22 protein-coding genes are annotated in these 20,541 nt (G+C 70.4%); 9 read left to right on the top strand and 13 right to left on the bottom strand.

Going from position 1 to position 20,541, the window contains the following annotated elements; translation table 11 throughout:
- Positions 1-2,931 carry an FAD-binding and (Fe-S)-binding domain-containing protein gene (locus ACNAVT_RS22090; protein ID WP_416299040.1) on the top strand — a complete coding sequence of 977 codons (2,931 nt, stop codon included), beginning with the start codon at positions 1-3 and terminating at the stop codon, positions 2,929-2,931.
- Positions 2,932-3,072: 141 nt separating this feature from the next.
- On the opposite strand, the gene ACNAVT_RS22085 is transcribed toward ACNAVT_RS22090, so the two are convergent.
- Positions 3,073-3,660 carry a hypothetical protein gene (locus ACNAVT_RS22085; RefSeq protein WP_416299039.1) on the bottom strand — a complete coding sequence of 196 codons (588 nt, stop codon included), beginning with the start codon at positions 3,658-3,660 and terminating at the stop codon, positions 3,073-3,075.
- Between the two features lie 152 nt (positions 3,661-3,812).
- Here ACNAVT_RS22085 and ACNAVT_RS22080 point away from each other — a divergent pair, with 152 nt between their 5' ends.
- Both ACNAVT_RS22080 and ACNAVT_RS22075 read left to right on the top strand, forming a co-directional pair.
- Positions 3,813-4,169 (top strand): hypothetical protein, encoded by a 357-nt coding sequence (locus ACNAVT_RS22080; RefSeq protein ID WP_416299038.1) that lies wholly within the window; start codon positions 3,813-3,815, stop codon positions 4,167-4,169.
- Entirely contained in the window at positions 4,102-4,578 is a 477-nt protein-coding gene (locus tag ACNAVT_RS22075) for a nucleotidyltransferase domain-containing protein (protein WP_416299037.1), read from the top strand. The genes ACNAVT_RS22080 and ACNAVT_RS22075 overlap by 68 nt, the downstream gene beginning before the upstream one ends.
- Positions 4,579-4,741: 163 nt before the next feature.
- On the opposite strand, the gene ACNAVT_RS22070 is transcribed toward ACNAVT_RS22075, so the two are convergent.
- The 4 genes from ACNAVT_RS22070 to ACNAVT_RS22055 all read right to left on the bottom strand — a co-directional run bounded on the left by ACNAVT_RS22070 (position 4,742) and on the right by ACNAVT_RS22055 (position 7,682).
- Positions 4,742-5,149, bottom strand: a complete 408-nt coding sequence (locus ACNAVT_RS22070) for a cupin domain-containing protein (RefSeq protein ID WP_416299036.1) — start codon at positions 5,147-5,149, stop codon at positions 4,742-4,744.
- A 19-nt stretch (positions 5,150-5,168) separates the two neighbouring features.
- Entirely contained in the window at positions 5,169-6,191 is a 1,023-nt protein-coding gene (locus tag ACNAVT_RS22065) for a zinc-dependent alcohol dehydrogenase family protein (RefSeq protein WP_416299035.1), read from the bottom strand.
- Positions 6,192-6,305: 114 nt separating this feature from the next.
- Positions 6,306-6,665: a cyclophilin-like fold protein gene (locus ACNAVT_RS22060; protein WP_416299034.1), complete on the bottom strand. Its 360-nt coding sequence runs from the start codon at positions 6,663-6,665 to the stop codon at positions 6,306-6,308.
- 249 nt (positions 6,666-6,914) lie between these two features.
- Positions 6,915-7,682 carry a glucose 1-dehydrogenase gene (locus ACNAVT_RS22055; protein ID WP_416299033.1) on the bottom strand — a complete coding sequence of 256 codons (768 nt, stop codon included), beginning with the start codon at positions 7,680-7,682 and terminating at the stop codon, positions 6,915-6,917.
- 197 nt (positions 7,683-7,879) lie between these two features.
- On the opposite strand from ACNAVT_RS22055, the gene ACNAVT_RS22050 reads away from it, so the two are divergent.
- Positions 7,880-8,818 carry a helix-turn-helix transcriptional regulator gene (locus ACNAVT_RS22050; RefSeq protein WP_416299032.1) on the top strand — a complete coding sequence of 313 codons (939 nt, stop codon included), beginning with the start codon at positions 7,880-7,882 and terminating at the stop codon, positions 8,816-8,818.
- A 169-nt stretch (positions 8,819-8,987) separates the two neighbouring features.
- Here ACNAVT_RS22050 and ACNAVT_RS22045 read toward each other — a convergent pair whose 3' ends face one another.
- Positions 8,988-10,208 carry an RNA polymerase sigma factor gene (locus ACNAVT_RS22045; protein ID WP_416299031.1) on the bottom strand — a complete coding sequence of 407 codons (1,221 nt, stop codon included), beginning with the start codon at positions 10,206-10,208 and terminating at the stop codon, positions 8,988-8,990.
- Entirely contained in the window at positions 10,205-10,537 is a 333-nt protein-coding gene (locus ACNAVT_RS22040; RefSeq protein WP_416299030.1) for a YciI family protein, read from the bottom strand. The genes ACNAVT_RS22045 and ACNAVT_RS22040 overlap by 4 nt, the downstream gene beginning before the upstream one ends.
- Positions 10,538-11,044: 507 nt before the next feature.
- On the opposite strand from ACNAVT_RS22040, the gene ACNAVT_RS22035 reads away from it, so the two are divergent.
- Both ACNAVT_RS22035 and ACNAVT_RS22030 read left to right on the top strand, forming a co-directional pair.
- The gene (locus ACNAVT_RS22035) at positions 11,045-11,485 is read left to right on the top strand and encodes a VOC family protein (RefSeq protein WP_416299029.1); all 441 of its coding nucleotides are present in this window, start codon (positions 11,045-11,047) and stop codon (positions 11,483-11,485) included.
- 310 nt (positions 11,486-11,795) lie between these two features.
- Entirely contained in the window at positions 11,796-12,554 is a 759-nt protein-coding gene (locus tag ACNAVT_RS22030) for a peptidylprolyl isomerase (protein ID WP_416299028.1), read from the top strand.
- 113 nt (positions 12,555-12,667) lie between these two features.
- On the opposite strand, the gene ACNAVT_RS22025 is transcribed toward ACNAVT_RS22030, so the two are convergent.
- Complete coding sequence (locus tag ACNAVT_RS22025) at positions 12,668-13,738, bottom strand: cation diffusion facilitator family transporter (RefSeq protein WP_416299027.1); 1,071 nt, start codon at positions 13,736-13,738, stop codon at positions 12,668-12,670.
- 66 nt (positions 13,739-13,804) lie between these two features.
- Between ACNAVT_RS22025 and ACNAVT_RS22020 the strand changes: the two genes are divergently transcribed.
- Together ACNAVT_RS22020 and ACNAVT_RS22015 are read left to right on the top strand one after the other, a co-directional pair.
- A complete protein-coding gene (locus tag ACNAVT_RS22020) occupies positions 13,805-14,164 on the top strand; it encodes an ArsR/SmtB family transcription factor (RefSeq protein ID WP_416299026.1) in 360 nt (119 codons plus the stop codon).
- A gap of 50 nt (positions 14,165-14,214) precedes the next feature.
- Complete coding sequence (locus ACNAVT_RS22015; RefSeq protein ID WP_416299025.1) at positions 14,215-16,200, top strand: potassium transporter Kup; 1,986 nt, start codon at positions 14,215-14,217, stop codon at positions 16,198-16,200.
- 24 nt (positions 16,201-16,224) lie between these two features.
- On the opposite strand, the gene ACNAVT_RS22010 is transcribed toward ACNAVT_RS22015, so the two are convergent.
- Entirely contained in the window at positions 16,225-16,815 is a 591-nt protein-coding gene (locus ACNAVT_RS22010; RefSeq protein ID WP_416299024.1) for a hypothetical protein, read from the bottom strand.
- Positions 16,816-16,975: 160 nt separating this feature from the next.
- Entirely contained in the window at positions 16,976-17,173 is a 198-nt protein-coding gene (locus ACNAVT_RS22005; protein ID WP_416299023.1) for a hypothetical protein, read from the bottom strand.
- Positions 17,174-17,322: 149 nt separating this feature from the next.
- On the opposite strand from ACNAVT_RS22005, the gene ACNAVT_RS22000 reads away from it, so the two are divergent.
- Positions 17,323-18,282 (top strand): DUF4034 domain-containing protein, encoded by a 960-nt coding sequence (locus ACNAVT_RS22000; protein ID WP_416299022.1) that lies wholly within the window; start codon positions 17,323-17,325, stop codon positions 18,280-18,282.
- A 437-nt stretch (positions 18,283-18,719) separates the two neighbouring features.
- On the opposite strand, the gene ACNAVT_RS21995 is transcribed toward ACNAVT_RS22000, so the two are convergent.
- From ACNAVT_RS21995 to ACNAVT_RS21985, 3 genes are all read right to left on the bottom strand, one after another.
- On the bottom strand, positions 18,720-19,016 hold the full coding sequence (locus tag ACNAVT_RS21995) for a helix-turn-helix domain-containing protein (protein WP_416299021.1): 297 nt from the start codon (positions 19,014-19,016) through the stop codon (positions 18,720-18,722).
- Between the two features lie 19 nt (positions 19,017-19,035).
- Positions 19,036-19,206, bottom strand: coding sequence for a hypothetical protein (locus ACNAVT_RS21990; protein ID WP_416299020.1), 171 nt, complete (start codon positions 19,204-19,206; stop codon positions 19,036-19,038).
- Positions 19,207-19,329: 123 nt separating this feature from the next.
- Positions 19,330-20,307 (bottom strand): ABC transporter permease, encoded by a 978-nt coding sequence (locus ACNAVT_RS21985; RefSeq protein ID WP_416299019.1) that lies wholly within the window; start codon positions 20,305-20,307, stop codon positions 19,330-19,332.
- Positions 20,308-20,541 lie beyond the last annotated feature (234 nt).

The raw sequence follows: 20,541 nt of genomic DNA, 5'->3' as shown, positions 1-20,541 counted from the left end.
ATGGGTGCGGGTTCGATCGCAGCGCGGCGAGGTCCAGGGCGGACGCCGGAAACGGCGACTGCCCGCGACCTCGTCGGCGCGCTGCGCCGCGCCGGCGTCGCCGAGGTCGACGACTCCCCGCTGCGCCGTTCCCTCTACTCCTCCGACGCGTCGCTGTACCGGGTTCCGCCGCGGGTGGTCGTCCTGCCCCGACATGTCGACGAGGTGCTCGCCGTGCTGGCCGTCGCGACGGAGCATGAGGTCGCGGTGACGATGCGCGGCGGCGGCACCTCGATCGCCGGCAACGCGGTCGGGCCCGGCATCGTCGTGGACACCAGCCGGCACCTCGACCGGGTGCTGGAGATCGACCCGGAGACGCGCACCGCGCTGGTCGAACCGGGCGTCGTGCAGGCGAGCCTGCAACGCGCGGCGGCACCGTACGGCCTGCGGTTCGGCCCCGACCCGTCGACCCACAACCGCGCCACCCTGGGCGGCATGATCGGCAACAACGCCTGCGGGTCGCGGGCCCTGGGATACGGGCGCACCAGCGACAATGTCCTCGGTCTCGACGTGGTGGCCGGCACCGGCGAGCGCCTGCGCCTCGGTGCGATCGACGGCGCGACCGAGGCCTCGCCGCTGCTGACGGACCTCCGGCAGTTGGTCCGGGGAAACCTGGCCACGATCAGGACCGAGCTCGGCCGGTTCGGCCGCCAGGTATCCGGATACTCACTCGAGCATCTGCTGCCCGAGCAGGGCTTCGACGTGGCCCGCGCGCTGGTCGGCTCCGAGGGCACCCTGGCCCTCACCCTCGCGGCCCGCGTCCGCCTGGTTCGCGACGCCCCCGTACGCGTCCTGGTGGCGCTCGGCTACCCGTCCATGGTGGAGGCCGCGGACGCGGTGCGGGCCATCCTGCCGTACGCCCCGATCGCCTGCGAGGGTCTGGACGGGCGGATCGTGGATGTCGTCCGCGCCCGCCGGGGTGACGCCGCGGTGCCCGACCTGCCCCGGGGCGACGGCTGGCTGCTGGTGGAGTTGGCGGGCGACGAGCGGCCCGTGGTGCTGGACACCGCGCAGCGCCTGGCCGCCGGCGCGGGCGCGCTCGAGGCGATGGTGGTCACCGACCCGGCCCACGCCGCGGCCCTGTGGCGCATCCGGGAGGACGGTGCCGGGCTGTCCGCCCGTACGCCCGCCGGCGCGCCCGCCCACGCCGGGTGGGAGGACGCCGCCGTACCACCCGAGAAGCTCGGCGCGTACCTGCGCGAGTTCGAGGCGCTGCTGGCCGAGCACCGGCTGACCGGGGTGCCGTACGGGCACTTCGGCGACGGCTGCGTGCACATCCGCATCGACTTCCCGCTGACCGCCGCCAACGGCACCCAGGTCTTCAAGGACTTCCTGTACGCCGCCGGAGGGCTGGCCGCCCGGCACGGCGGGTCGATGTCCGGCGAGCACGGGGATGGGCGTGCCCGCGGCGAACTGCTGCCGCTGATGTACTCGCCCGACGCGATCGCCCTGTTCGAGCGGGTCAAGGCGGTCTTCGACCCGCACGACGTGCTCAACCCGGGCGTCATCGTCCGACCGGCGCCCCTGGACGCCGACGTGCGGGTCGCCGCCGCGCCGCCGCTACGCCGCACCGAGCTACCCACCCTCGCGCTCGCCTACCGGCACGACCGGGGTGACCTGTCGATGGCCGTGCACCGCTGCACCGGCGTCGGTAAGTGCCGCGCCGACACCACCGGGTCCGGCGGCGTGATGTGCCCGTCGTTCCTGGCCACCCGGGACGAAAAGGACTCCACCCGGGGACGCGCCCGCGTACTCCAGGACGTGGTCTCCGGACGGCTCGGGCCGGACGGCTGGCGCTCCGCCGCGCTGCACGACGCGCTGGACCTCTGCCTGGCCTGCAAGGGCTGCTCCGCGGACTGTCCGACCGGGGTGGACATGGCCGCCTACAAGGCCGAGGCGCTGCACCAGCGCTACCGCCGGCGGATCCGCCCCCGGTCGCACTACCTCCTCGGCCGGCTGCCTCGCTGGGCTCGGCTGGTGGGTCGCGTGCCGGCCGTGACCCGGGTGGTCAACGTGATGATGCGGTCGGCCGTGCTGCACCCGCTCATCACCTGGTCCGCCGGGGTCGACGCCCGGCGTACGCTGCCAGGCTTCGCCACCACGACATTCCGGCGCTGGTTCGCCCGGCGCGACCTGCCGTCGTCCCAGGGGCGGCACGGAGACGTGGTCCTGTTCGTTGACACCTTCACCGACGCCTTCTCACCCGAGGTCGGGCGGGCGGCCGTGGCGGTGCTGGAGCAGGCCGGGTACCGGGTACGCGTGACCGAGAAGCCGGTCTGCTGCGGGCTGACCTGGATCTCCACCGGCCAGCTCGACGGCGCCCGCCGCCAGGTCCGCGCCACCGTCGCCGCGCTGGCCCCGCACGTACGGGCTGGCGCGACGGTGGTCGGCCTGGAACCGTCCTGCACCGCAGTGCTGCGTTCCGACGCGCTCGAGCTGCTGGACGGTGCGGAGGCGGACGCCGCCGCGGAGGTCGCAGCGGCCACCCGCACGCTGGCCGAGCTGCTGAGCGCCACTCCCGACTGGACCCCGCCCGACCTCACCGGGGCCAGCGCCGTCGCCCAGCCGCACTGCCACCATCACGCCGTGCTGGGCTGGGACACCGACGCGGCGCTGCTGAAGCGGGCCGGTGCCGCAGTCCGGCGACTCGGTGGCTGCTGCGGCCTGGCCGGCAACTTCGGCGTCGAGCGGGGCCACCACGACGTCTCCGTCGCCGTCGCGGAGCACGATCTGCTTCCCGCGGTACGCGATGCGGCAACCGACGCCGTCGTGCTCGCCGACGGGTTCAGCTGCCGTACCCAGCTCGACGCGCTCGCCGACCGGCCCGGGGAGCACCTGGCCCAGCTCCTCGCCCGTCACCTGCCGACGCCGGATAAGCCGACGAGCCATTGAGCAGCCGCGACGACCGACCACAACCAGATGCCGGTGCCGCGGAGCGGACGCGTCAGGCGGTTTCCACCCCGCGTGTCGGCGGTGCCCGCGGGCCGAGACCGTCCGGTCAAAGACGGCCCCGCGCCCGTCCCGGGCGGACGGTCACCGCTCGGGGCTCGTCCGCCACAGCGTCGTGGCGAGCCAGAGCAGCCCGACGCCCACCAGCACCCCGTGCCCGATTCGGACGGCCGGCGGAGCGAAGAACTGCGGCAGGAAGAGCAGAAATCCGAGGGCGAACGGCACCGCGCTGAGCTTGGACATCAGGCCGCTGCGCCAGACCGCCACCGCAGCGAGGGCAGTGCCGAGAGCAAGCGCCAGCAGGCCCACCCCGAAGGTGGAGACCGCCACCGGGTCGAACCGTACCTGGTTGGCCACGGCGATCAGGTCGATCTGCGGGTTGGCGGCGGCCTGGGTCGCGATCGCGTGCAGGCCGAACGCCTCGGCGCCGTAGTAGGGCAGGACCAGACCGGCGCCGATCGCGCTGGTGACGAAGGCGGTGACGGCGGTGCGGCCGGCCCGGGTGGCGGCGACGGCCTGGGCGAGGGCGAGGAGGCCGAGCGGCACCAGGATGAAACCGATCATGGCGAAGGTGTGCGAAGGCACCCAGGTGCTGGCGGACAGCGCGGCGAGGGCGCCGGCTGCGGTGGACTCGTCGTGCCAGGGGCGGAGGGCGGGGTAGAGGATGAACATGACGGCTGCGGCGGCGAGGGCGGCGGCGCCGACTCGGATCCGGCTGATCGGGGGGCTCCTTGGCTGGTTGGGGGTGAGGCGCGGGGCTGGGGCGGCGAGGAACGCCGCGAAGCCCCAGGCGCCGTTAGCTATTCGCTGTAGCCAAAAAGCTAATGCTATTAGCTTTCGCTGTCAAGATGCCTGATGAGCGGGCACACCCCGGCGTCGGGGACCTCAGCCTGGGCTTCGAAGCGATGCCACTCCCGGCCGACCCGGGGCTCACCCTGACCGCCTACCACGCCGAACCCGGTACGGCAGCCAGGACGCCCTCCGCTTGCTCGCGAGTTGGTCGGCGTCCGCGGAGGAGGCGGACGGCTTCACGCCGCCGACAAGGCGTGACCTGCCCGGCTGAGGCAGCGCCATGGTCCTCGATGTCCCCGGTTGCGTGGCACACTCGGCCGCATGGTGACGGGGGAGCGAGCCCAGGAAGTTCGATCGGTGGTCGCCATGGTGACCGGATGGGCGGCTGAGCGCGAGGACGCCCGCGGGGTGGTGGTCGTGGGCTCCTGGGCACGCGGAGCTGCGCGGATGGACTCCGACGTCGACATCGTGATCCTGACGGACAACCCGCGTCATGCGGAGCCGGACGTCTGGACAGGCCTGCTCGGTGGTGAGGTCGTCCGACTGGACGACTGGGGGCCGCTCAGAGAAGTCCGCGTACGACGTTCGTCAGGCCTTGATGTCGAGATCGGCGTCGTGCCGGTGAGCTGGGCGGACACGGACCCGGTCGACCCCGGCACCCGCCGGGTGATCAGTGACGGACACAGCATCGTGCATGATCCGGCAGGTGTGCTGGGCGCGTTGTCGACGGCGTGCCGCACCGCTACAGGACCGGCGCCAGCAGGTCCAACAAGGCATCGTGATGGCGGCCGGTGCTGAGCAGCGGTTCCGTCCTGGCGCAACTGGCAGCGCGGAGGCTTTCCGGGTTCGACTGCCGGTTGATCCACCGTGGACATCTGGATGAACCCGCATCGCCGCTGACCTGTGGCGATGCGGGTTCGTTGCTACATCGACCCTGTGTTCGGGTCGGCCGTAGCGCTTCTTAGGCCCGGTTGGCGTGCTGGTAGTGGTCGTCAACCACGGGTTCGAGCCAGGTGGTGGGGTCGCTGCCGTCGGGGTTGGCTTCGAGCATGGCCAGGTGGCTCATGAAGGTGTCGGCCGTTGCGCCGTGCCAGTGTTCCTCGCCGGGCGGGCAGATCACGGTGTCTCCGGCGCGTACGCGCAGGACGCGGCCGTCGCGGGTGCCGACGAGGCCGATGCCGTCGGTGACGTGCAGGGTTTGGCCGACGGCGTGGGAGTGCCAGTTGGTGTATGCGCCTGGGGTGAACCGTACGAGCGCGACGGTCATCCGGGACGGGCCGGTTCCGCTGTAGATCGGTGTCATGTAGACGTCGCCCGTGAAGTTCTGTGCGGGTGTCTTGACGGTGGCGGCGACGGGCTTGAGTTCCATGGTGTGCTCCGTGTTCGGCTCAGGGACGCAGCAGGGCTTTGATGGCGCGGCGTTCGTCCATCGCCCGGTAGCCCTCGGCGGCCTGGTCGAGGGGCAGGGTGAGGTCGAAGACCTTGCCCGGGTCGATCGTGCCGCTGGTGATCAGGTCGACGAGTTCGGGCAGGAACCGGCGTACCGGCGCGGGTCCGCCGTGCAGGTGGACGTGGGAGTAGAAAAGTTCCTCGCCGGGCAGTTGGATGCCGTGGGCGACGCCGACGTAGCCGACGTGGCCGCCGGGCCGGGTGGCGCGGATGGCTTGCATCATCGATTCCTGGGTGCCGACGGCCTCGATGACCGAGTGGGCGCCGAGCCCGCCGGTGAGGTCTTTGATCTGTGCGACTCCCTCGTCGCCGCGTTCGGTGACGATGTCGGTCGCCCCATATTCGAGGGCGAGGTTCTGCCGGTCGGTGTGCCGGCTCATCGCAATGATCCGCTCGGCGCCCAGGTGCTTGGCGGCGAGCACGGCGAGCAGGCCGACGGCCCCGTCACCGACGACGGCGACGGTCTTGCCCGGCTGCACCTCGGCTGCGACCGCGCCGAACCAGCCGGTGCCCAGCACGTCGGAGGCGGCCAGCAGGCCCGCGATCACATCGTCGGACGGGCGGTCGGGTGCGGCCACGAGGGTGCCATCGGCGAGCGGCACTCGTAGGTACTCGGCCTGGGCGCCGAGCGCGCCGATCCATTCGCGGTGCACGCACGAGGTCTGGTATCCGGCCTGGCAGATCTCGCAGGTGTTGTCCGATGCGGCGAACGAGCCGACGACGAACTGGCCCGGCCGGATCGTGGTGACCTGGCTGCCGACTTCTTCGACGATGCCGACGTACTCGTGGCCCATCGGTGTCGGACCGTTGACGGGCTCGATGCCGCGGTAGGACCACAGATCCGACCCGCACACGCAGGCTGCGGCGATGCGGATGATCGCGTCGGAGGGTTGTTCGATGCGCGGGTCGTCACGGGTTTCCACCCGCACGTCGCCCGGGGCGTACAAGACAGTGCCACGCATGATCGAGAATCCTTCACGAGGTAAAAGGTGAGCTGTTCGGTGTTGCCACCGGTGAGCAGGGCGGCGACGGTGATCAGGTTGCGGTCACGCCGCGATGGAGGCCTGCGGTGATGGTCACCTGATTGGTTCGACGGTGATCTGGCCCTGTTCGAGCCGGTCCAGCTGATCCATGCCGGTCTCCACGGTGCCGAGTGGGATGAGGTTGTCGTCGTGTCCGCCGGTGGCGTTGTAGTAGAAGCCGAGGTTGCCCCAGGGCTTGTAGTAGATGAGGGTGCCGTTGCTCGGGGTGCTGCCCGGCGAGCCGTCGGTGTCCAGCCTGTGCGGCAGGTAGCTGATCTTCTCCCGGCCGGCGAATTCCTCGAAGGTCAAGGCCAGCGGAAGCCGTGAGACGAGGTCGCGGCTCGTCGGGTTGTCCGCAAGACGCACCACGATGCTGATGTCGCCGGTGGTGAACCGTATCCGTGCCGTGCTCATCGATGCTCCCGTGGATGTCTCGGGCTGGGGCGCTGCCGTGGACGGCACGGCAGCGGGCTCCTCGGTCTGGGTGTCACACCCAGACACCGACGTCAGCAGAACCATGGCCAGGGCCGCGACGACGCGTCTATTCATAGTGATCGTCTCCGAACTGTCGGGCGACTCGATGGCTGTTCGGCGTCTCTGCCTCCGAAAGACCCGCTGGCCAGTAGGCTTGGCGGCCCGTCTCTGAGGTGCTGGTACCGCCGCTCAGCGGGCGGTGTAGCCACCGTCGACGGGCAAGGCCACCCCGACGACGAAACTCGCGCCGGGACTGCATAGCCACAGCACTGTGGCTGCGATCTCCTCCGGTTCGCCGAGCCGGTTGATGGGCTGGTTGGCCACCGCCTCAGCCAGGTCAAGCTCACCCTTGTCGATCATGTCGGTGACCATCGGGGTCGCGATCGTGCCGGGGCATACCGCGTTGATCCGGATGCCACGCGGTGCGTACTCCAGCGCGGCGCTGCTGGTCAGACCGAGCACACCGTGCTTGGACGCGTGGTACGCGGCCCGGCCGGGCAGGCCGACCAAGCCGCCGAGCGAGGAGCAGTTGACGATGGCACCGCTGGCCTGGCTGCGCATCTGGACCAGTTCGTGCTTCATGCTGGCCCACACCCCGCGCAGGTTGATCGCGTTGACCCGGTCGAAGATCTCGGCCCGTTCGTCGGCGGCATCGCTGGGCGGAACCTGGATGCCGGCGTTGTTGAAAGCCATGTCCAGTCGGCCGAACTGCTTGACCGTCGCCGCGACCGCGGCGGCGACGCTGGCCTCGTCGGCCACGTCACAACGCATGCCGAGCACCGGGGAGCCCAGAGCGCGCAGCTCCTCGGCAGCGGCGTTGACGGCGGCCTCGTTGATGTCCACCAGCGCGACGGCGGCACCGGCCTGCGCGAACGCGCGGGCGGTCGACAAGCCCATGCCGGAACTGGCACCGGTGACGAAGGCGACTTTCCCGGAGAAATCGTACGTCGGATTCATCGAGAGACAACCTTTCAGATCTTGATGGCTCGCCAACCACCTCGCGCTTCGTACCGTCACAAAACGGGCGGCTGTGCAGTTCGTGGGGCGGCCACCAACCAAGCAAACCCCATCCGGCCGGCGCCAGGGAGTCACCAGTGAAACGTGTACTGACAGAGCACCCCGGCACCCAGCTGACGCGTCGTACCGTCGATGACATGGACAACCGCGCCGAGGTCCGCGATTTCCTCGTCTCCCGACGATCCAAGATCACCCCGCAGCAGGCCGGAATACCCGACATCGGTCGACGGCGCGTGCCCGGACTGCGTCGCGGCGAGGTCGCCACCCTCGCCGGGGTGAGCATCGAGTACTACTCCAAACTCGAACGCGGAGCGATCGCCGGCGTCTCCGCCTCCGTCCTCGACGCTCTCGCCCGAGCCCTGCAACTCGACGACGCCGAACGAGCCCACCTGTTCCACCTCGCCCATGCCGCCGACGGCACCAGCGCGGGCATGCGACCCCGCCGCCGCCCGACGAAACGATGGACACCCCGGCCCAGCCTGCAATGGGTCCTCGACCGGTTCACCGCTCCGGCCATCGTTCGCAACGGCCGCATGGACCTGCTCGCCGCCAACCACCTCGGCCGCGCCATGCACGCCACCGTCTACGACACCGCACCCGAGGACTGCCCGAACTTCGCCCGGTTCACGTTCCTGCACCTGGACGCCGCCCGGGACTTCTACCCCGACTGGGACCTGGCCGCCGACACGTGCGTCGCCATCCTGCATACCGAGGCAGGCCGCGATCCCCACGACAAAGACCTGCACGACCTCGTCGGCGAACTGTCCACCCGCAGCGACGCCTTCCGCCGGCGCTGGAGCGCCCACAACGTCAGAGCCCACGGCGCCGGAACCAAACACTTCCACCACCGTGACGTCGGCAATCTCGAACTCGCCTACGAAAGCGTGGAAATGGTCTCCGAACCCGGACTCACCCTCACCCTCTACGTCGCCGAACCCGCCTCACCCACCGCCCACGCCCTGGATCTTCTAGCGTCATGGACCGCCGCAGAGGCAACCGCCGAGCCTCGAAACCGATCCGCGAACACGCCAGCAAGATCAACGCATCCTCCTGGAGTCGGCGGCAACAGCTGCTGAACAGCATGAATGCGGTTCGGGTTGTGCCGCATCGCGTCCACAACCCGATGCGTTGCGCGAAGTTCCGGCTCGGCCGAGGGATCGGGCGGCTCCGTTGGCGACCGCCTGCCGGCTGCCGGCTGCCGGCTGCTGGAGTATGCGGCTGAGGCGGTGACCGGGGCGGTGCGGTTCACGGGCCGGCCAACTGGTCGCGGCGGCGGATGAGGTACGCCGTCTCGGCGGTGTTGCCGGCCAGTCCGATGGCCCGGTCGTACGCCGCCCGCGATTCCTCGCTCCGGCCCAGCCGGCGCAGCAGGTCGGCGCGGGTCGCGTGGAAGGCGTGGTAGCCCTCCAGCGGCAGACGGTCAACCTCCGCCAGCGCGACCTCCGGGCCGTCGAGCTCGGCGACCGCGACCGCCCGGTTGAGCCGCACGATCGGCGAGGGGTCGAGGCGGACCAGCTGGTCGTAGAGCGCGACGACCTGCGACCAGTCGGTGTCACGGACATCGCGGGCGTCGGTGTGGACGGCGTTGATCGCGGCGAGAATCTGGTAACGCCCCGGCGCCTGGCCGGAGGCAAGGCGTGCGCGGACCAGGGCGTGGCCCTCGGTGATCAGTTCGCGATCCCAGGCGCCGCGGTCCTGCTCGGCGAGGGTGACGAGCTCACCGCTCGCCGACACCCGCGCGGCCCGGCGGGCCTCCGTCAGGAGCATCAGTGCCAGGAGTCCCGCGACCTCGCCGTCCGCCGGCATCAGGGCACGAACCAGCCGGGTCAGCCGGATCGCCTCGGCGGTCAGGTCGCTGCGGACCGCCTCCTTCTCGGGGTTCGAGGCCAGGTAGCCCTCGTTGAAGATCAGATAGAGGACGGCGAGCACCCCGGCTACCCGGGCCCGGAGGTCCTCACGGAACGGCACGCCATAGGGAATCCTCGCCGCCTTGATCTTCGCCTTCGCGCGGCTGATCCGCCGACCCATGGCGGTCTCCTCGACCAGGAACGCGCGGGCGATCTCGGGCATGGTGAGCCCGCCGACCAGCCGGAGGGTCAGCGCGATCCGCGCCTCCATGGCGAGAGCGGGGTGGCAGCAGGTGAAGATGAGCCGGAGCCGGTCGTCGTCGATGGCGCCGAGCGGCTCGGGGGTGTCGAACAGCATCAGCGCCTCCTTGTGCTTTTCCTCGCGCCTGGCCTCGCGCCGGATCCGGTCGATGGCCTTGCGGTGGGCGGTGGTGGTGAGCCATGCGCCGGGATTCGGCGGTACGCCGTCGACCGGCCAGCGTTCGACGGCGATCGCGAACGCTTCGGCGGCCATCTCCTCGGCGACGTCAAGGTCCCCGAGGCGCCTGGCCAGGGTCGCAACCACCCGGGCCCACTCCTCGCGGTGAACCCGGGTGATCACCTCGCCGACGTCGGTCATTCGCCCAGGAACGGCCGGAGCTCGATCCGCCGGTTACAGCTCTTCGAACCCTGGGCGGCGAGCCGCAGCGCCACGTCGAGGTGGGGCGCCTCGATGATCCAGAAGCCGACGATGTGCTCCTTCGACTCCAGGTAGGGCCCGTCGGTGAACACCGGCTCCCCGTCTCTCCCGTCGATGACGGTGGCCGTGCTGGGCGACGCGAGGCCGCCGGCGAAGACCCAGTGGCCGTCGGCCTGGAGATGCTCGTTGAAGGTGTCTATCGCGGCCATCTCCTCCGCGGTGGCGAGATCGGTTGTTTCGGTGAGCACGGAAAGCAGGTACTGCGCCATCGAGGTCATCTCCTGTCGTCGTGTGGCCGCCCCCCCGGGCCGCCTTTCACCCCTGCTACGAACGCCCCTGCCTCGATCCGACACGCTCCGCTGAGATTACTTCGAGGATTTCCGTACGCCGCGCGGTGCGAAGGGGCGGGTCAGGCGGTGCCGCTGCCATGTCACCCGACGGCGCTCGCACCGCCACCACGAGCAACGATCACACGACTCGGATCTGGGACCCGACCACCGGCACACCGTTCCCGGCGCAGGGTCGCTCCACGAGCCGTGGCGTTCGGGGTGGCGTCGTACTCGGCGATGATCCTCGCCGTAAAGTCTAAGGTGAATGTCCGGCAAACCGGCTTGGCGTCCAAATCATCGGAACCGGGGGCTTGGCTGACATGCTGGGTGCTGTCTCTCCCTAGTTCCCACAGAAGATGTTGCAACGATGTCGTGAACGGCCTGGCGGCTCCGTCTCAGGAGTGGGGGTGCGGCCACCGTGGCCGTGCGACGCCAAGGAGACCCAGCATGACGATCCAGCGCATGGACAACGTCCTCATCGTTGTCGACGACCTTGACGCCGTTATTTCGTTCTTCGTCGAACTTGGCATGGAGCTGGAGGGCAAGGGGCCAGTCGAGGGGCGTTGGGTGGAGCGCGTCATCGGGATCGACGACGTCCGACAGGACATCGCAATGCTGCGGACCCCGGACGGCCACGGCCGAATCGAGCTGGCGATGTTCCACACTCCGAAGGCGATCAGCGCCGGGCCGCAGGATGCACCGGCGAACACGCTGGGCATTCGTCGCATCATGTTCGCCGTCGACGACATCGAGGACGTCGTTGCCCGCCTGCGCACCCATGGCGCCGAACTTGTCGGCGAGCTGGCGCGGTACGAGGACAGCTATCGGCTCTGCTACGTCCGCGGCCCCGAGGGCATCATCGTCGGACTGGCCGAACAGCTCAGCTGAAGGCCGCCGAAGGGACCGTGCTGGGATGAGCCGTTAGCCTGCCTCCCTGACGCAGGAGCGGGAGACCACCGAGCCGGTTGACCTGTGCCTGCCGAACGGGCGGCTGAAACCCGGCGGCGGTGGGTTGGAGCCGACGACCGCTGCATCGGGCGAGCCTGCGTACCGCTGGTAGGCGGGACCGTCGGTGCCCTGTATCGCGGCTGTCGCGCTCCCTGTGAGGGCTGATGCCGGCCGGGGTCGCGATCGACATCGGGTCACCATATCCATAGACTTCGGTCTTTCTGATACCGCGAGTCCAGGGAGGATCCACGTGTCGAGCGAAACCCGACCGCACACCGCCCCGCCGCTGCTGTCCCGCCTCGCGGGCGTGGCCGCGGTCTCCGCCGCGCTGGTCGCTTCCGGGGGCGCTGCCGCCGTCGCGACGCCGGCCGCCGTGCCGGCGCCCACGAAGGGGCCGTGTGCGTACACGCCGACGCCGGACGAGCCCGCGGCCCGGCCGGTGTCGTTGCCGCCGGACCCGCGGCGGATGCCCGACCGCGGCACGGTCCGGGTCACCTTGCTGACCAGCCAGGGGCCGATCGGGCTGACCCTTGACCGAGGACAGGCCCCGTGCACCGTGCAGAGCTTCCTGCATCTGGCCCGGCACAAGTTCTATGACCGGACGTCCTGCCACCGGCTCACCGCGTACCCGACGTTGAAGGTGTTGCAGTGCGGCGACCCGTCCGGCACCGGCGAGGGTGGGCCCGGCTACCGGTACGCCGACGAGCTCCCCACCGACCTGCCGCCGGCGCCGACCGACCCGACCGGGGTTCGCCGGCTCTACGCTCGGGGAACGCTGGCGATGGCCAACGCCGGGCCGGACACGAACGGCAGCCAGTTCTTCCTGGTCCAGTCCGATTCGGCGCTGCGCCCCAATTACACCGTTTTCGGTACGGTCGACGAGGCGGGGCTGGCCACGCTGGACCGGATCGCGGCCGGCGGGATCGCCGCCACGCCGGAGGACCCGGCTCCGGTCGACGGCGCGCCGGCCCTGCCGGTGGAGATCCGCCGGGCCACGCGGGGCCACTGAACCCATTCCGGCGGGGCGGTGATCCGCCCCGCCGGAGTGGGTGCTAGCGCCCGCGGTGATCGTCTCCACGGTCACCTCCTGCGCGGCCGAGGTGTCTGCGTCGCCTGAAGGACTTACGAGCGAGGCGATTGGCGGCGCTGGTGGGACAGGTCGGTGTGGTGGTGCCCGCCGGGGTGGCTGTCCGGGTCGGTGTGCACGGTGGCACTGGTCAGTCTGGGCACGGCATGGGTGAGTTGGTGCTCGGCGTCGGCGGCGATCTCGTGCGCGGCGACGAGGCTCAGGTGCGCGTCGACGACGAGTTCGGCTTCGGCGTGTAGCCGGTGGCCGATCCAGCGGAGCCGGACCGATGCCACGTCCTGCACGCCGTCGACGGCGCGCAGGGTGGTCTCGGCCCGGTCGACGATGGCGGGGTCGACGGCGTCCATGAGGCGTCGGTAGACCTCACGGGCGGCGTCCTTGAGGACGAAGGTGATGGCGGCGGCGATGACCAGGCCGACGACCGGGTCGGCCCACCGCCATCCGAGTGCGACGCCCCCGGCCGCGGCGAGGACGGCGAGGGAGGTGTAGCCGTCGGTGCGGGCGTGCAGGCCGTCGGCGATGAGGGCGGCCGAGCCGATACGGCGACCGACGCGGATGCGGTACCGGGCGACGGCCTCGTTGCCGAGGAACCCGACGAGACCGGCGGCGGCCACCCAGGGCAGGTGGGTCACCTCGGCGGGGTGCAGCAGGCGGCTGGCCGCCGTCCAGGCGGCGGCGACGGCGGAACCGGCGATGGCGGCGACGATGACGATGCCGGCCAGGTCCTCCGCACGGCCGTAGCCGTAGGTGTAGGCGCGCGTGGCGGCCCGCCGGCCGAGCACGAATGCGATCCCCAGCGGTACGGCGGTCAGGGCGTCGGCGACGTTGTGCAGGGTGTCGCCGAGCAGGGCGACCGAGCCGGAGAGCGCGACGATGACCGCCTGGGCGGCGGCCGTGATCCCGAGCCCGACCAAGGAGATCCACAGGGCTCGTAGCCCGTCGCGGGAGGTCTCCAGGGTTGGGTCGATCTTCGCCCGGGAGTCATGGGAGTGCGGGACGACGGTGTGCGTCAGTCGGTGCCACCATGCGGCTACCAGGCCGCCGTGCCGGTGGCCAGGTTCGTGGTGCGAGTGGCCGTGGCCGTGTTCGTGATCGTGGTCGTTCACTGGCACCTCCTGGCTCGCGGCCACACGGACAGTCCGTACCCGGGCCGCCGGCGATAATATGTGCTCATGTACGCACGCGACAACGTTGCAGATGCCAGTGACCTGCAACAGCGCCTTCCTGGCGGCGACCAGGTGGAGGCGGCGACGGAGATGCTGCAGATGCTGTCCGACGCCACCCGGCTGCGGCTGATGTGCCTACTCGGCGACGGCGAGCACGACGTGACCGCGTTGGTGTCGGCGGTGGGCATGGCACGCCCGGCGGTGTCCCAGCACCTCGGCAAGCTCCGGCTGGCCGGGTTGGTGAGCGTGCGCCGGGAGGGCCGGCGCGCGCTCTACCGAGCCAGGGACGGGCACGTTCGCCGGTTGCTGACCGAGGTGATGCACGCGGCCTCCCATCGGGTGACCGGCTCACCGGAGCGCGGCTGAGCATCCGCCTTCTCGGGCAGCGACCGGCGTGGGGTTGGTATGCCTGTGGGGTGTCGGAGCAATCGAACAACGAGCAGCCTGCGGTCGGTGGCAACGGGCCGATCGCGGACGGCGGAGCGGTGCCCCAGGCATCGCCGGCGGGTCACCGGACGGCCGGGAAGGCGGCCGGGGCGGTGTTGCTCCTGGGCGCGTTGGGTGTGGTGTTCGGCGACATCGGCACCAGCCCGCTGTACGCGCTGAAGACGGTCTTCACCCTTGATCGCGGCCTGGTGCCGAACAACCGCGACGTGTTCGGCGTGATCTCGCTGGTCTTCTGGTCGATCACCCTGGTCGTGTCGATCAAATACGTCATCTTCATCCTGCGGACCGACAACGACGGCGAGGGTGGGGTGATGGCCCTGGCTGCCCTCGCCCGCCGGGCGCTGCGTGCCGGCAGCGGAAGGCGCGCCGCCGGGGTGATGGCGCTCGGGGCGCTCGGCGCCGCCCTGTTCTACGGCGACAGCGTGATCACCCCGGCGATCTCGGTGTTGTCGGCGGTGGAGGGGCTGGAGGTCACCTCCCCGGGGTTGGCCGTGGTCGTGCTGCCGCTGGCGGCGGTGATCCTCACCCTGCTGTTCGTCGGACAGCGCTGGGGCACCGGTCGGGTGGGAGCCGTGTTCGGGCCGATCATGCTGTTCTGGTTCGCCTGCCTGGGCGTGGCCGGTGCCGCCGAGGTGGTGCGTGACCCGGGCATCCTGGCCGGGCTGTCACCGGCGTATGCGGTCCTGTTCGTGGTCGACCACCCGGTCACCGCGTTCGTGGCGATGGGCGCGGTGGTGCTGGCGATCACCGGCGCGGAGGCGCTCTACGCCGACATGGGCCATTTCGGCCGCGCCCCGATTCGGCGGGCCTGGTTCGCGATCGTGTTTCCCGCGTTGACGCTCAACTACCTGGGTCAGGGCGCGTTGATCCTCCGAGCGCCGGACAGCCGGGCCGATCCGTTCTTCCTGCTGGTGCCGAACTGGGCGCGGCTGCCGATGGTCGTCCTGGCCACCGTGGCCACCGTGATCGCGTCCCAGGCGGTGATCTCCGGGGCGTTCTCGGTGTCCCGGGAGGCGATGCGACTGGGTTTCCTGCCGCACCTGCGCATCCGGCAGACCTCCCACCGCGAGTACGGGCAGATCTACGCGCCCGGGGTGAACTGGAGCCTGTTCGCCGCGGTCATGGTGGTGGTGTTCGCGTTCGGCTCGTCGACGAGACTGGCCGCCGCCTACGGGGTGGCGGTCACCGGCACATTCCTGATCACCACGACCCTGTTCCTGGTCGTCGCGTCGCGGCGTTGGCGCTGGTCCGCACGGCGGGTGGCGCTGTTCGGGGTGGTGTTCGGCAGCATCGAGCTGATCTTCTTCACCGCGAACCTGGCCAAGGTCAGCCACGGAGGCTGGCTGACGCTGCTCATCGCGATCGTCGTGTTCACGATCCTGATGACGTGGCAGCGCGGTGCCGAGCTGGTCACCGCCCGGCGCACCGAACGGGAAGGCCCACTACCGGACTTCATCGAGACCCTGCATGACGTGGACCTCCCGTGGGTGCCGGGCACCGCGGTGTTCCCCCATCCGAACAAGGAGACCACGCCGCTGGCACTACGCGCGAACGTCGCGCACAACCACGTTCGGCACGACCGAATCGTGCTCATCACCGGTCGGACCGCGAACATCCCGCACATCCCCTGGGATCAGCGACTGACCATCGACGATCTGGGTGACCCGGACGACGGCATCATCCACATCACCGCCGTCTTCGGCTTCCAGGACCCTCCCGACTTCCCCGAGGTCCTGCGCCGCGCCGCCGCCCACCCCGTCGCCAAAGGGGTCACGCTCGACCAGGTCTCCTACTTCGTCTCGAAGATCACATTGCGCTGCACCCGAAGTCCCGGGATGGCGACCTGGCGTAAACGGCTGTTCATCGGCCTGGCCCACAACGCCGCCAGTCAAGCTGAGTTCCTTCACCTACCCGAGGAACAGACCATCGTGCTCAGCGCGGAAGTCCCCGTCTGAACCACACCGGCGAGGCGCGGCGCTTCACGGTGCGGGGGCCAGACGCCGCAGGCGACGGTTCCACCACCTGGGACGGGTGTGGGCCTGCCTCCGCAGCCGCCGGTGTTCCCAATGCTGGTAGGCGATCAGTACCGGCACGAGGCCGAGCATGGCCATCGGCAGGTACACGCGGGCGGTGCGGTTCTCCCGGACGACGGCGAGCAGGCCCGTCGCGCCCGAGAAATAGAGGATCGAGTTGTAGTAGGGCATCAACTCGTGGCCCAGCCCTTCGCAATCCTCCAACCACGGCAGGCCTGTCCTCGTGCGACGAGTGGGCCAACCGAGCAGATGAGCCGATACCGCAGCGAGCCCGAAGCCGTTCGCCGCGGCCAACACCTTGTCGGCGGAGGCGTCGTGAGCGCTCGCGACCCAGACGCCGCCGCCGAGGAGCGTCCAGAAACCCGCGGCGGCGTACGGCCCGACCACCGAGGCGAGTGGCATCCCGACGCCAGCCCCGAGCTCGAAGGCCACGTGCCCCAACAGGCTGGCCACGGTCAGCCGCGTCCAGGGCCGGCGCCAGGCGGACTCCGCCGGGATCCGGCGGCGACGATCGCGCCGCGAACGGCCTTCAATCATCGCCGGAGGCTGCCCGACGCGACGTGTACGTGCCGGAACGCCGGTCATTCCGCCTCCACCCCTCATGGCGATGCCCCGCCGCTGCCTGATCGCGCTAGTCCGCCGGACATACCCATCTGTGGCCGGATATTCGCGTTCAGCAGCACGCTGGGCTGTCGGGTCATTCGCAGCGGTCCTCGGCACCTCGACCGTAGGGTTCGCAGCAGTCGGGGCGGTGTCGGTACACCCGTAGGTCGCGCCCGCGCCGGTGGCCGAACTCGGGCGTCATCTCGTAGAGGCAGGCGTGCCACACGACGGTCTCCCCGCCGCCGGGCACCACCTGGCCGTCACCCGGCCCGCCGCGTAGCAGCACGTCCACCCTCCGACGGTACGCACTCGGTGAGGGTGGGACCCGGCATATGGCACCCGTTCTGCTCGTCAACACAGATCCCCGAGTAGACCGGAAGGCCCGTCCCTGCACCGGGCGATCCTCTAGAATCTCCCGCCAGTGCGGGGAGGGAGATCCACATGTGGCCGTTCAAGAAGCGTCGGCAGCCGGCCGGCCTCGTCATCGACCCAGCGCAGGGTGACCCGCAGGCGCGGGCCCTCATCGAGGCGCTGGGTACGCAGGACTGGCGTACGGTCCGGGACATCCTCACCGCCACGACCGATCCGGATGCGCGTGCCTTTCTGATGGAGGTCGCGGCGGGCGTCAACGGCGTACAGGACTGGATCGGTGAATGGGTTGACGCCGAACCGCATTCGACGCTTCCGCTGCTCGTCCAAGGCTGCCACGCGGTGTACTGGGCCTGGGAGGCCCGGGGCGCGAAGCGCGCCGAATACACCAGCCAGGACCAGTTCCGCGAGTTCCGCCGCCGACTCCGGATCGCCGAGAACATGCTCGACGAGATCGTCGCCCGCGACCCGGACGACGTGACCGCCCGGACCTGGCTGGTCACGGCGGCTCGGGGCCGCCAGGTCGGCGGCGACGAGGCCCGCGCCCGCTTCGACGAGGTGGTCAAGCGGCACCCGACTCACGTCGTCGCGCACGAGCAGCAACTGCAGTACCTGTGCGCCAAGTGGTTCGGCAGCGACGAGCAGATGTTCGCGTTCGCCCGAGCGGCCACCGCGGCCGCACCGGACGGCAGCCTGCTGCCGGAACTGCTGGCCGTCGCGCACATCGAGAAGTGGCTGTCGCTGCCGCGCGGCGAGGACGACGAATACATCAGCTCGCCGGAAGTCCGCGCGGACATGCTGACCGCCGTGGAGAAGTCGCTGTTCCACCCGGCCTTCACGCCCAGCTTTGGCTGGATCCCGCGGGCGAACACCTTCGCGATGGGCCTGGAGAAAGCCGGCGAGTTCGAGGCCGCCGCGAGGGTCTTCGACCTGATCGGCGACCAGGTCAGCAACTGGCCGTGGACTTACTGCGGCGATCCCGTCGCGGCGTTCACGGCAGGTCGGGAGTGGGTGTACAGCAACCGCGACTGATCCCGATTCCGGCGGGCTTGAACTGCGTCAACGGACAGGCATCCCGGGAATTCGGACCACCGGTACGGTCGAACCGCCCGTGGGCCGCGTGGGTCGGGATCATCGGCGGCAGCCTGGTGGTGACCGCCAGCGAGCTGGCCGGTCTGGCCTGGTGGGCAGGCGTCGGCATCGCCGGAGCCGGCCTGGCTCTCGCGGCGGTGCTCGGGCGGGTGCCGCGCCGCCCACTCACCGCCCAGGCCGCTGCCCTGGTCGGGTACGGCGGGCTCGCCGTGGCCGCGCTGTTCCTCGCGCCGCGCATAGGTATGGTGCCGTCCTGGCATGCCACGCCGTGTGGGAGGTCATCCACTACCGGCGGGATCAGGTGGTGCCCCGTTCGCTGGCGGAGTTCTGCATGCTGCTGGACGCCCCACTGGGTGTCGGGCTCGTCGTCCTCGCCGTCATCGGCTGACCGTCGTGGTCGCGTTGGTGGCCCGGTAGTGCGATGGCGTGATGCCGTAGCGGTCGAGGAAGGCCCGCCGAAGTGCCTCGGCCGAGGTGAATCCGCATCGGGCGGCGATGCGCGGCAGCGGCAGCCTGCTCGAAACGAGCAGTTGCGCAGCCGCCTCAGTCCGTACCGCGCGCACGTAGCGGGCCGGAGTCTGCCCGAGGTGGGCGGTGAAGAGTCGGGTGAGATGACGCTCGCTCACTGCGGCGCGGGCAGCGAGCGCGGCGATGCCGAGATCAGCGTCGAGCACGCGCCCTGGGCGTTCAGCGTCAGCCCGGACTGGCACGCGATCGGCCGGCCGCCGGGCGACACGACCCGCGTTCGTACGCCGGCGACGCGCCGGCCCGGTTCGCGTAGTCGAAGGCGGTGGTAAGGCAGGCGATATCGAGCAGCTCGGCCTCGGGATAGCCAATGACGATCACCACTCGTTGCCTGCCCATCGCCCGACTGTACGTAAGGCGGCGGCCACGCCGCCGCGCTCGAACCGGGCGGCGGCATGATTCGTCCGTGCCTCGACCAGCTCCGGATCCCCGGCCGTGGCCTGCGCGGATCGTAGATCGAGGTCAGCGCAGTTTCGGGTCGAGGGCTTCGCGAACCGCCTCGCCGAGCATGACGAAGCTCAGCACGGCGGTGACGAGGAACGCGGCGGGGAAGAACAGCAGGTACGGCGAGACCCGGATGTAGCTCTGCGCCTCACTGATCATGATGCCCCAGGACACCACCGGCGTCTTCAGACCGATGCCCAGGAACGACAGCGTGGCCTCGGCGCCGATGAACGAGCCCACCATGATCGTGCCGTAGACCAGCAGCGGTGCGAGGCAGTTGGGCAGCAGGTGCTTGAGGACGATCCGGCCGCTGCCGGCACCCAGCGCCCGCGCGGCGAGGATGTAGTCGGCCTCCTTGGTCGCCAGCACCGAGGAGCGCATCAGCCGCATCACGACCGGCCACATCAGGGTGACGAGCGAGAGGATGACCAGGCCCATGATCGTCCATTCGCCGTTGTCGGTGCCCGCGCCGTTGAAGGTGGTCAGGATGACGATCGCGCCGAGGATGAAGGGCAGGCCGAAGAAGATGTCCGCGATGCGGGAGAGCAGGCCGTCGACCCAGCCGCCGCGGTAGCCGGCGATCATGCCCATGGCGCCGCCGATCAGCAGCGTGCCGATGGTGGACAGCAGGGCCACCACGATCGAGGCGCGGGCGCCGTAGATGGTGCGGGCGAAGACATCCCGGCCCTGCACGTCGTAGCCGAACCAGGCGGACGACGACGGCTCGACCCGGCTGTTGGACAGGGTGCCGTTGACCGGGTCGCCGGAGGTGAACAGCCATGGGAAGGCGGCCATCACCACGAACAGTGCGATGAAGACCGCGGAGATCCAGAACAGCGGCTTTCGGCGCAGGTCGAGCCACGCGTCGCCGAGCAGGCCGCGCGGCTTCTGCTGCTGTCGCGTCGACTCCGGCAGGCCGGCGGTCGGCGCCCCCATCCCGCTCAGCTGTTCAGGGCGCGGGGTGCTGACCAACGACGCGGCACTCGGGTCACTCATAGCGGATCCTCCGGTCCAGGCCGGTGGCGGGCGGCTCCACCAGCAGGTTCGTCAGGAGACAGCCGAGCATCAGGGACGACCACGATGCACACACGGTAGCGCCTTGGCGCGCGTGCGTATACCGGGTGCCAGGACCGGATCAAGCGCTGCCCAAGAGTTGCGGGAACCACAGCCGGGCGGCGTCATCCCAGGCCACGAGGAACCCGGCGATGCCAGCCGGTCACGGGCACCTGA

The organism is Micromonospora sp. SL4-19 (genome assembly GCF_047921475.1).
Lineage (GTDB): Bacteria > Actinomycetota > Actinomycetes > Mycobacteriales > Micromonosporaceae > Micromonospora.
The sequence above is the reverse complement of the archived record's forward strand: the minus strand, read 5'-3'. Positions and strand labels throughout refer to the sequence as shown.

Excerpts from the sequence above, each read along its gene's own strand:
- ACNAVT_RS22090 (WP_416299040.1), top strand. The coding sequence starts at position 1 with ATGGGTGCGGGTTCGATCGCAGCGCGGCGAGGTCCAGGGCGGACGCCG.
- ACNAVT_RS22085 (WP_416299039.1), bottom strand. The coding sequence starts at position 3,660 with ATGTTCATCCTCTACCCCGCCCTCCGCCCCTGGCACGACGAGTCCACC.
- ACNAVT_RS22080 (WP_416299038.1), top strand. The coding sequence starts at position 3,813 with ATGCTATTAGCTTTCGCTGTCAAGATGCCTGATGAGCGGGCACACCCC.
- ACNAVT_RS22075 (WP_416299037.1), top strand. The coding sequence starts at position 4,102 with ATGGTGACGGGGGAGCGAGCCCAGGAAGTTCGATCGGTGGTCGCCATG.
- ACNAVT_RS22070 (WP_416299036.1), bottom strand. The coding sequence starts at position 5,149 with ATGGAACTCAAGCCCGTCGCCGCCACCGTCAAGACACCCGCACAGAAC.
- ACNAVT_RS22065 (WP_416299035.1), bottom strand. The coding sequence starts at position 6,191 with ATGCGTGGCACTGTCTTGTACGCCCCGGGCGACGTGCGGGTGGAAACC.
- ACNAVT_RS22060 (WP_416299034.1), bottom strand. The coding sequence starts at position 6,665 with ATGAGCACGGCACGGATACGGTTCACCACCGGCGACATCAGCATCGTG.
- ACNAVT_RS22055 (WP_416299033.1), bottom strand. The coding sequence starts at position 7,682 with ATGAATCCGACGTACGATTTCTCCGGGAAAGTCGCCTTCGTCACCGGT.
- ACNAVT_RS22050 (WP_416299032.1), top strand. The coding sequence starts at position 7,880 with ATGGACAACCGCGCCGAGGTCCGCGATTTCCTCGTCTCCCGACGATCC.
- ACNAVT_RS22045 (WP_416299031.1), bottom strand. The coding sequence starts at position 10,208 with ATGACCGACGTCGGCGAGGTGATCACCCGGGTTCACCGCGAGGAGTGG.
- ACNAVT_RS22040 (WP_416299030.1), bottom strand. The coding sequence starts at position 10,537 with ATGGCGCAGTACCTGCTTTCCGTGCTCACCGAAACAACCGATCTCGCC.
- ACNAVT_RS22035 (WP_416299029.1), top strand. The coding sequence starts at position 11,045 with ATGACGATCCAGCGCATGGACAACGTCCTCATCGTTGTCGACGACCTT.
- ACNAVT_RS22020 (WP_416299026.1), top strand. The coding sequence starts at position 13,805 with ATGTACGCACGCGACAACGTTGCAGATGCCAGTGACCTGCAACAGCGC.
- ACNAVT_RS22010 (WP_416299024.1), bottom strand. The coding sequence starts at position 16,815 with ATGATTGAAGGCCGTTCGCGGCGCGATCGTCGCCGCCGGATCCCGGCG.
- ACNAVT_RS22000 (WP_416299022.1), top strand. The coding sequence starts at position 17,323 with ATGTGGCCGTTCAAGAAGCGTCGGCAGCCGGCCGGCCTCGTCATCGAC.
- ACNAVT_RS21990 (WP_416299020.1), bottom strand. The coding sequence starts at position 19,206 with ATGGGCAGGCAACGAGTGGTGATCGTCATTGGCTATCCCGAGGCCGAG.
- ACNAVT_RS21985 (WP_416299019.1), bottom strand. The coding sequence starts at position 20,307 with ATGAGTGACCCGAGTGCCGCGTCGTTGGTCAGCACCCCGCGCCCTGAA.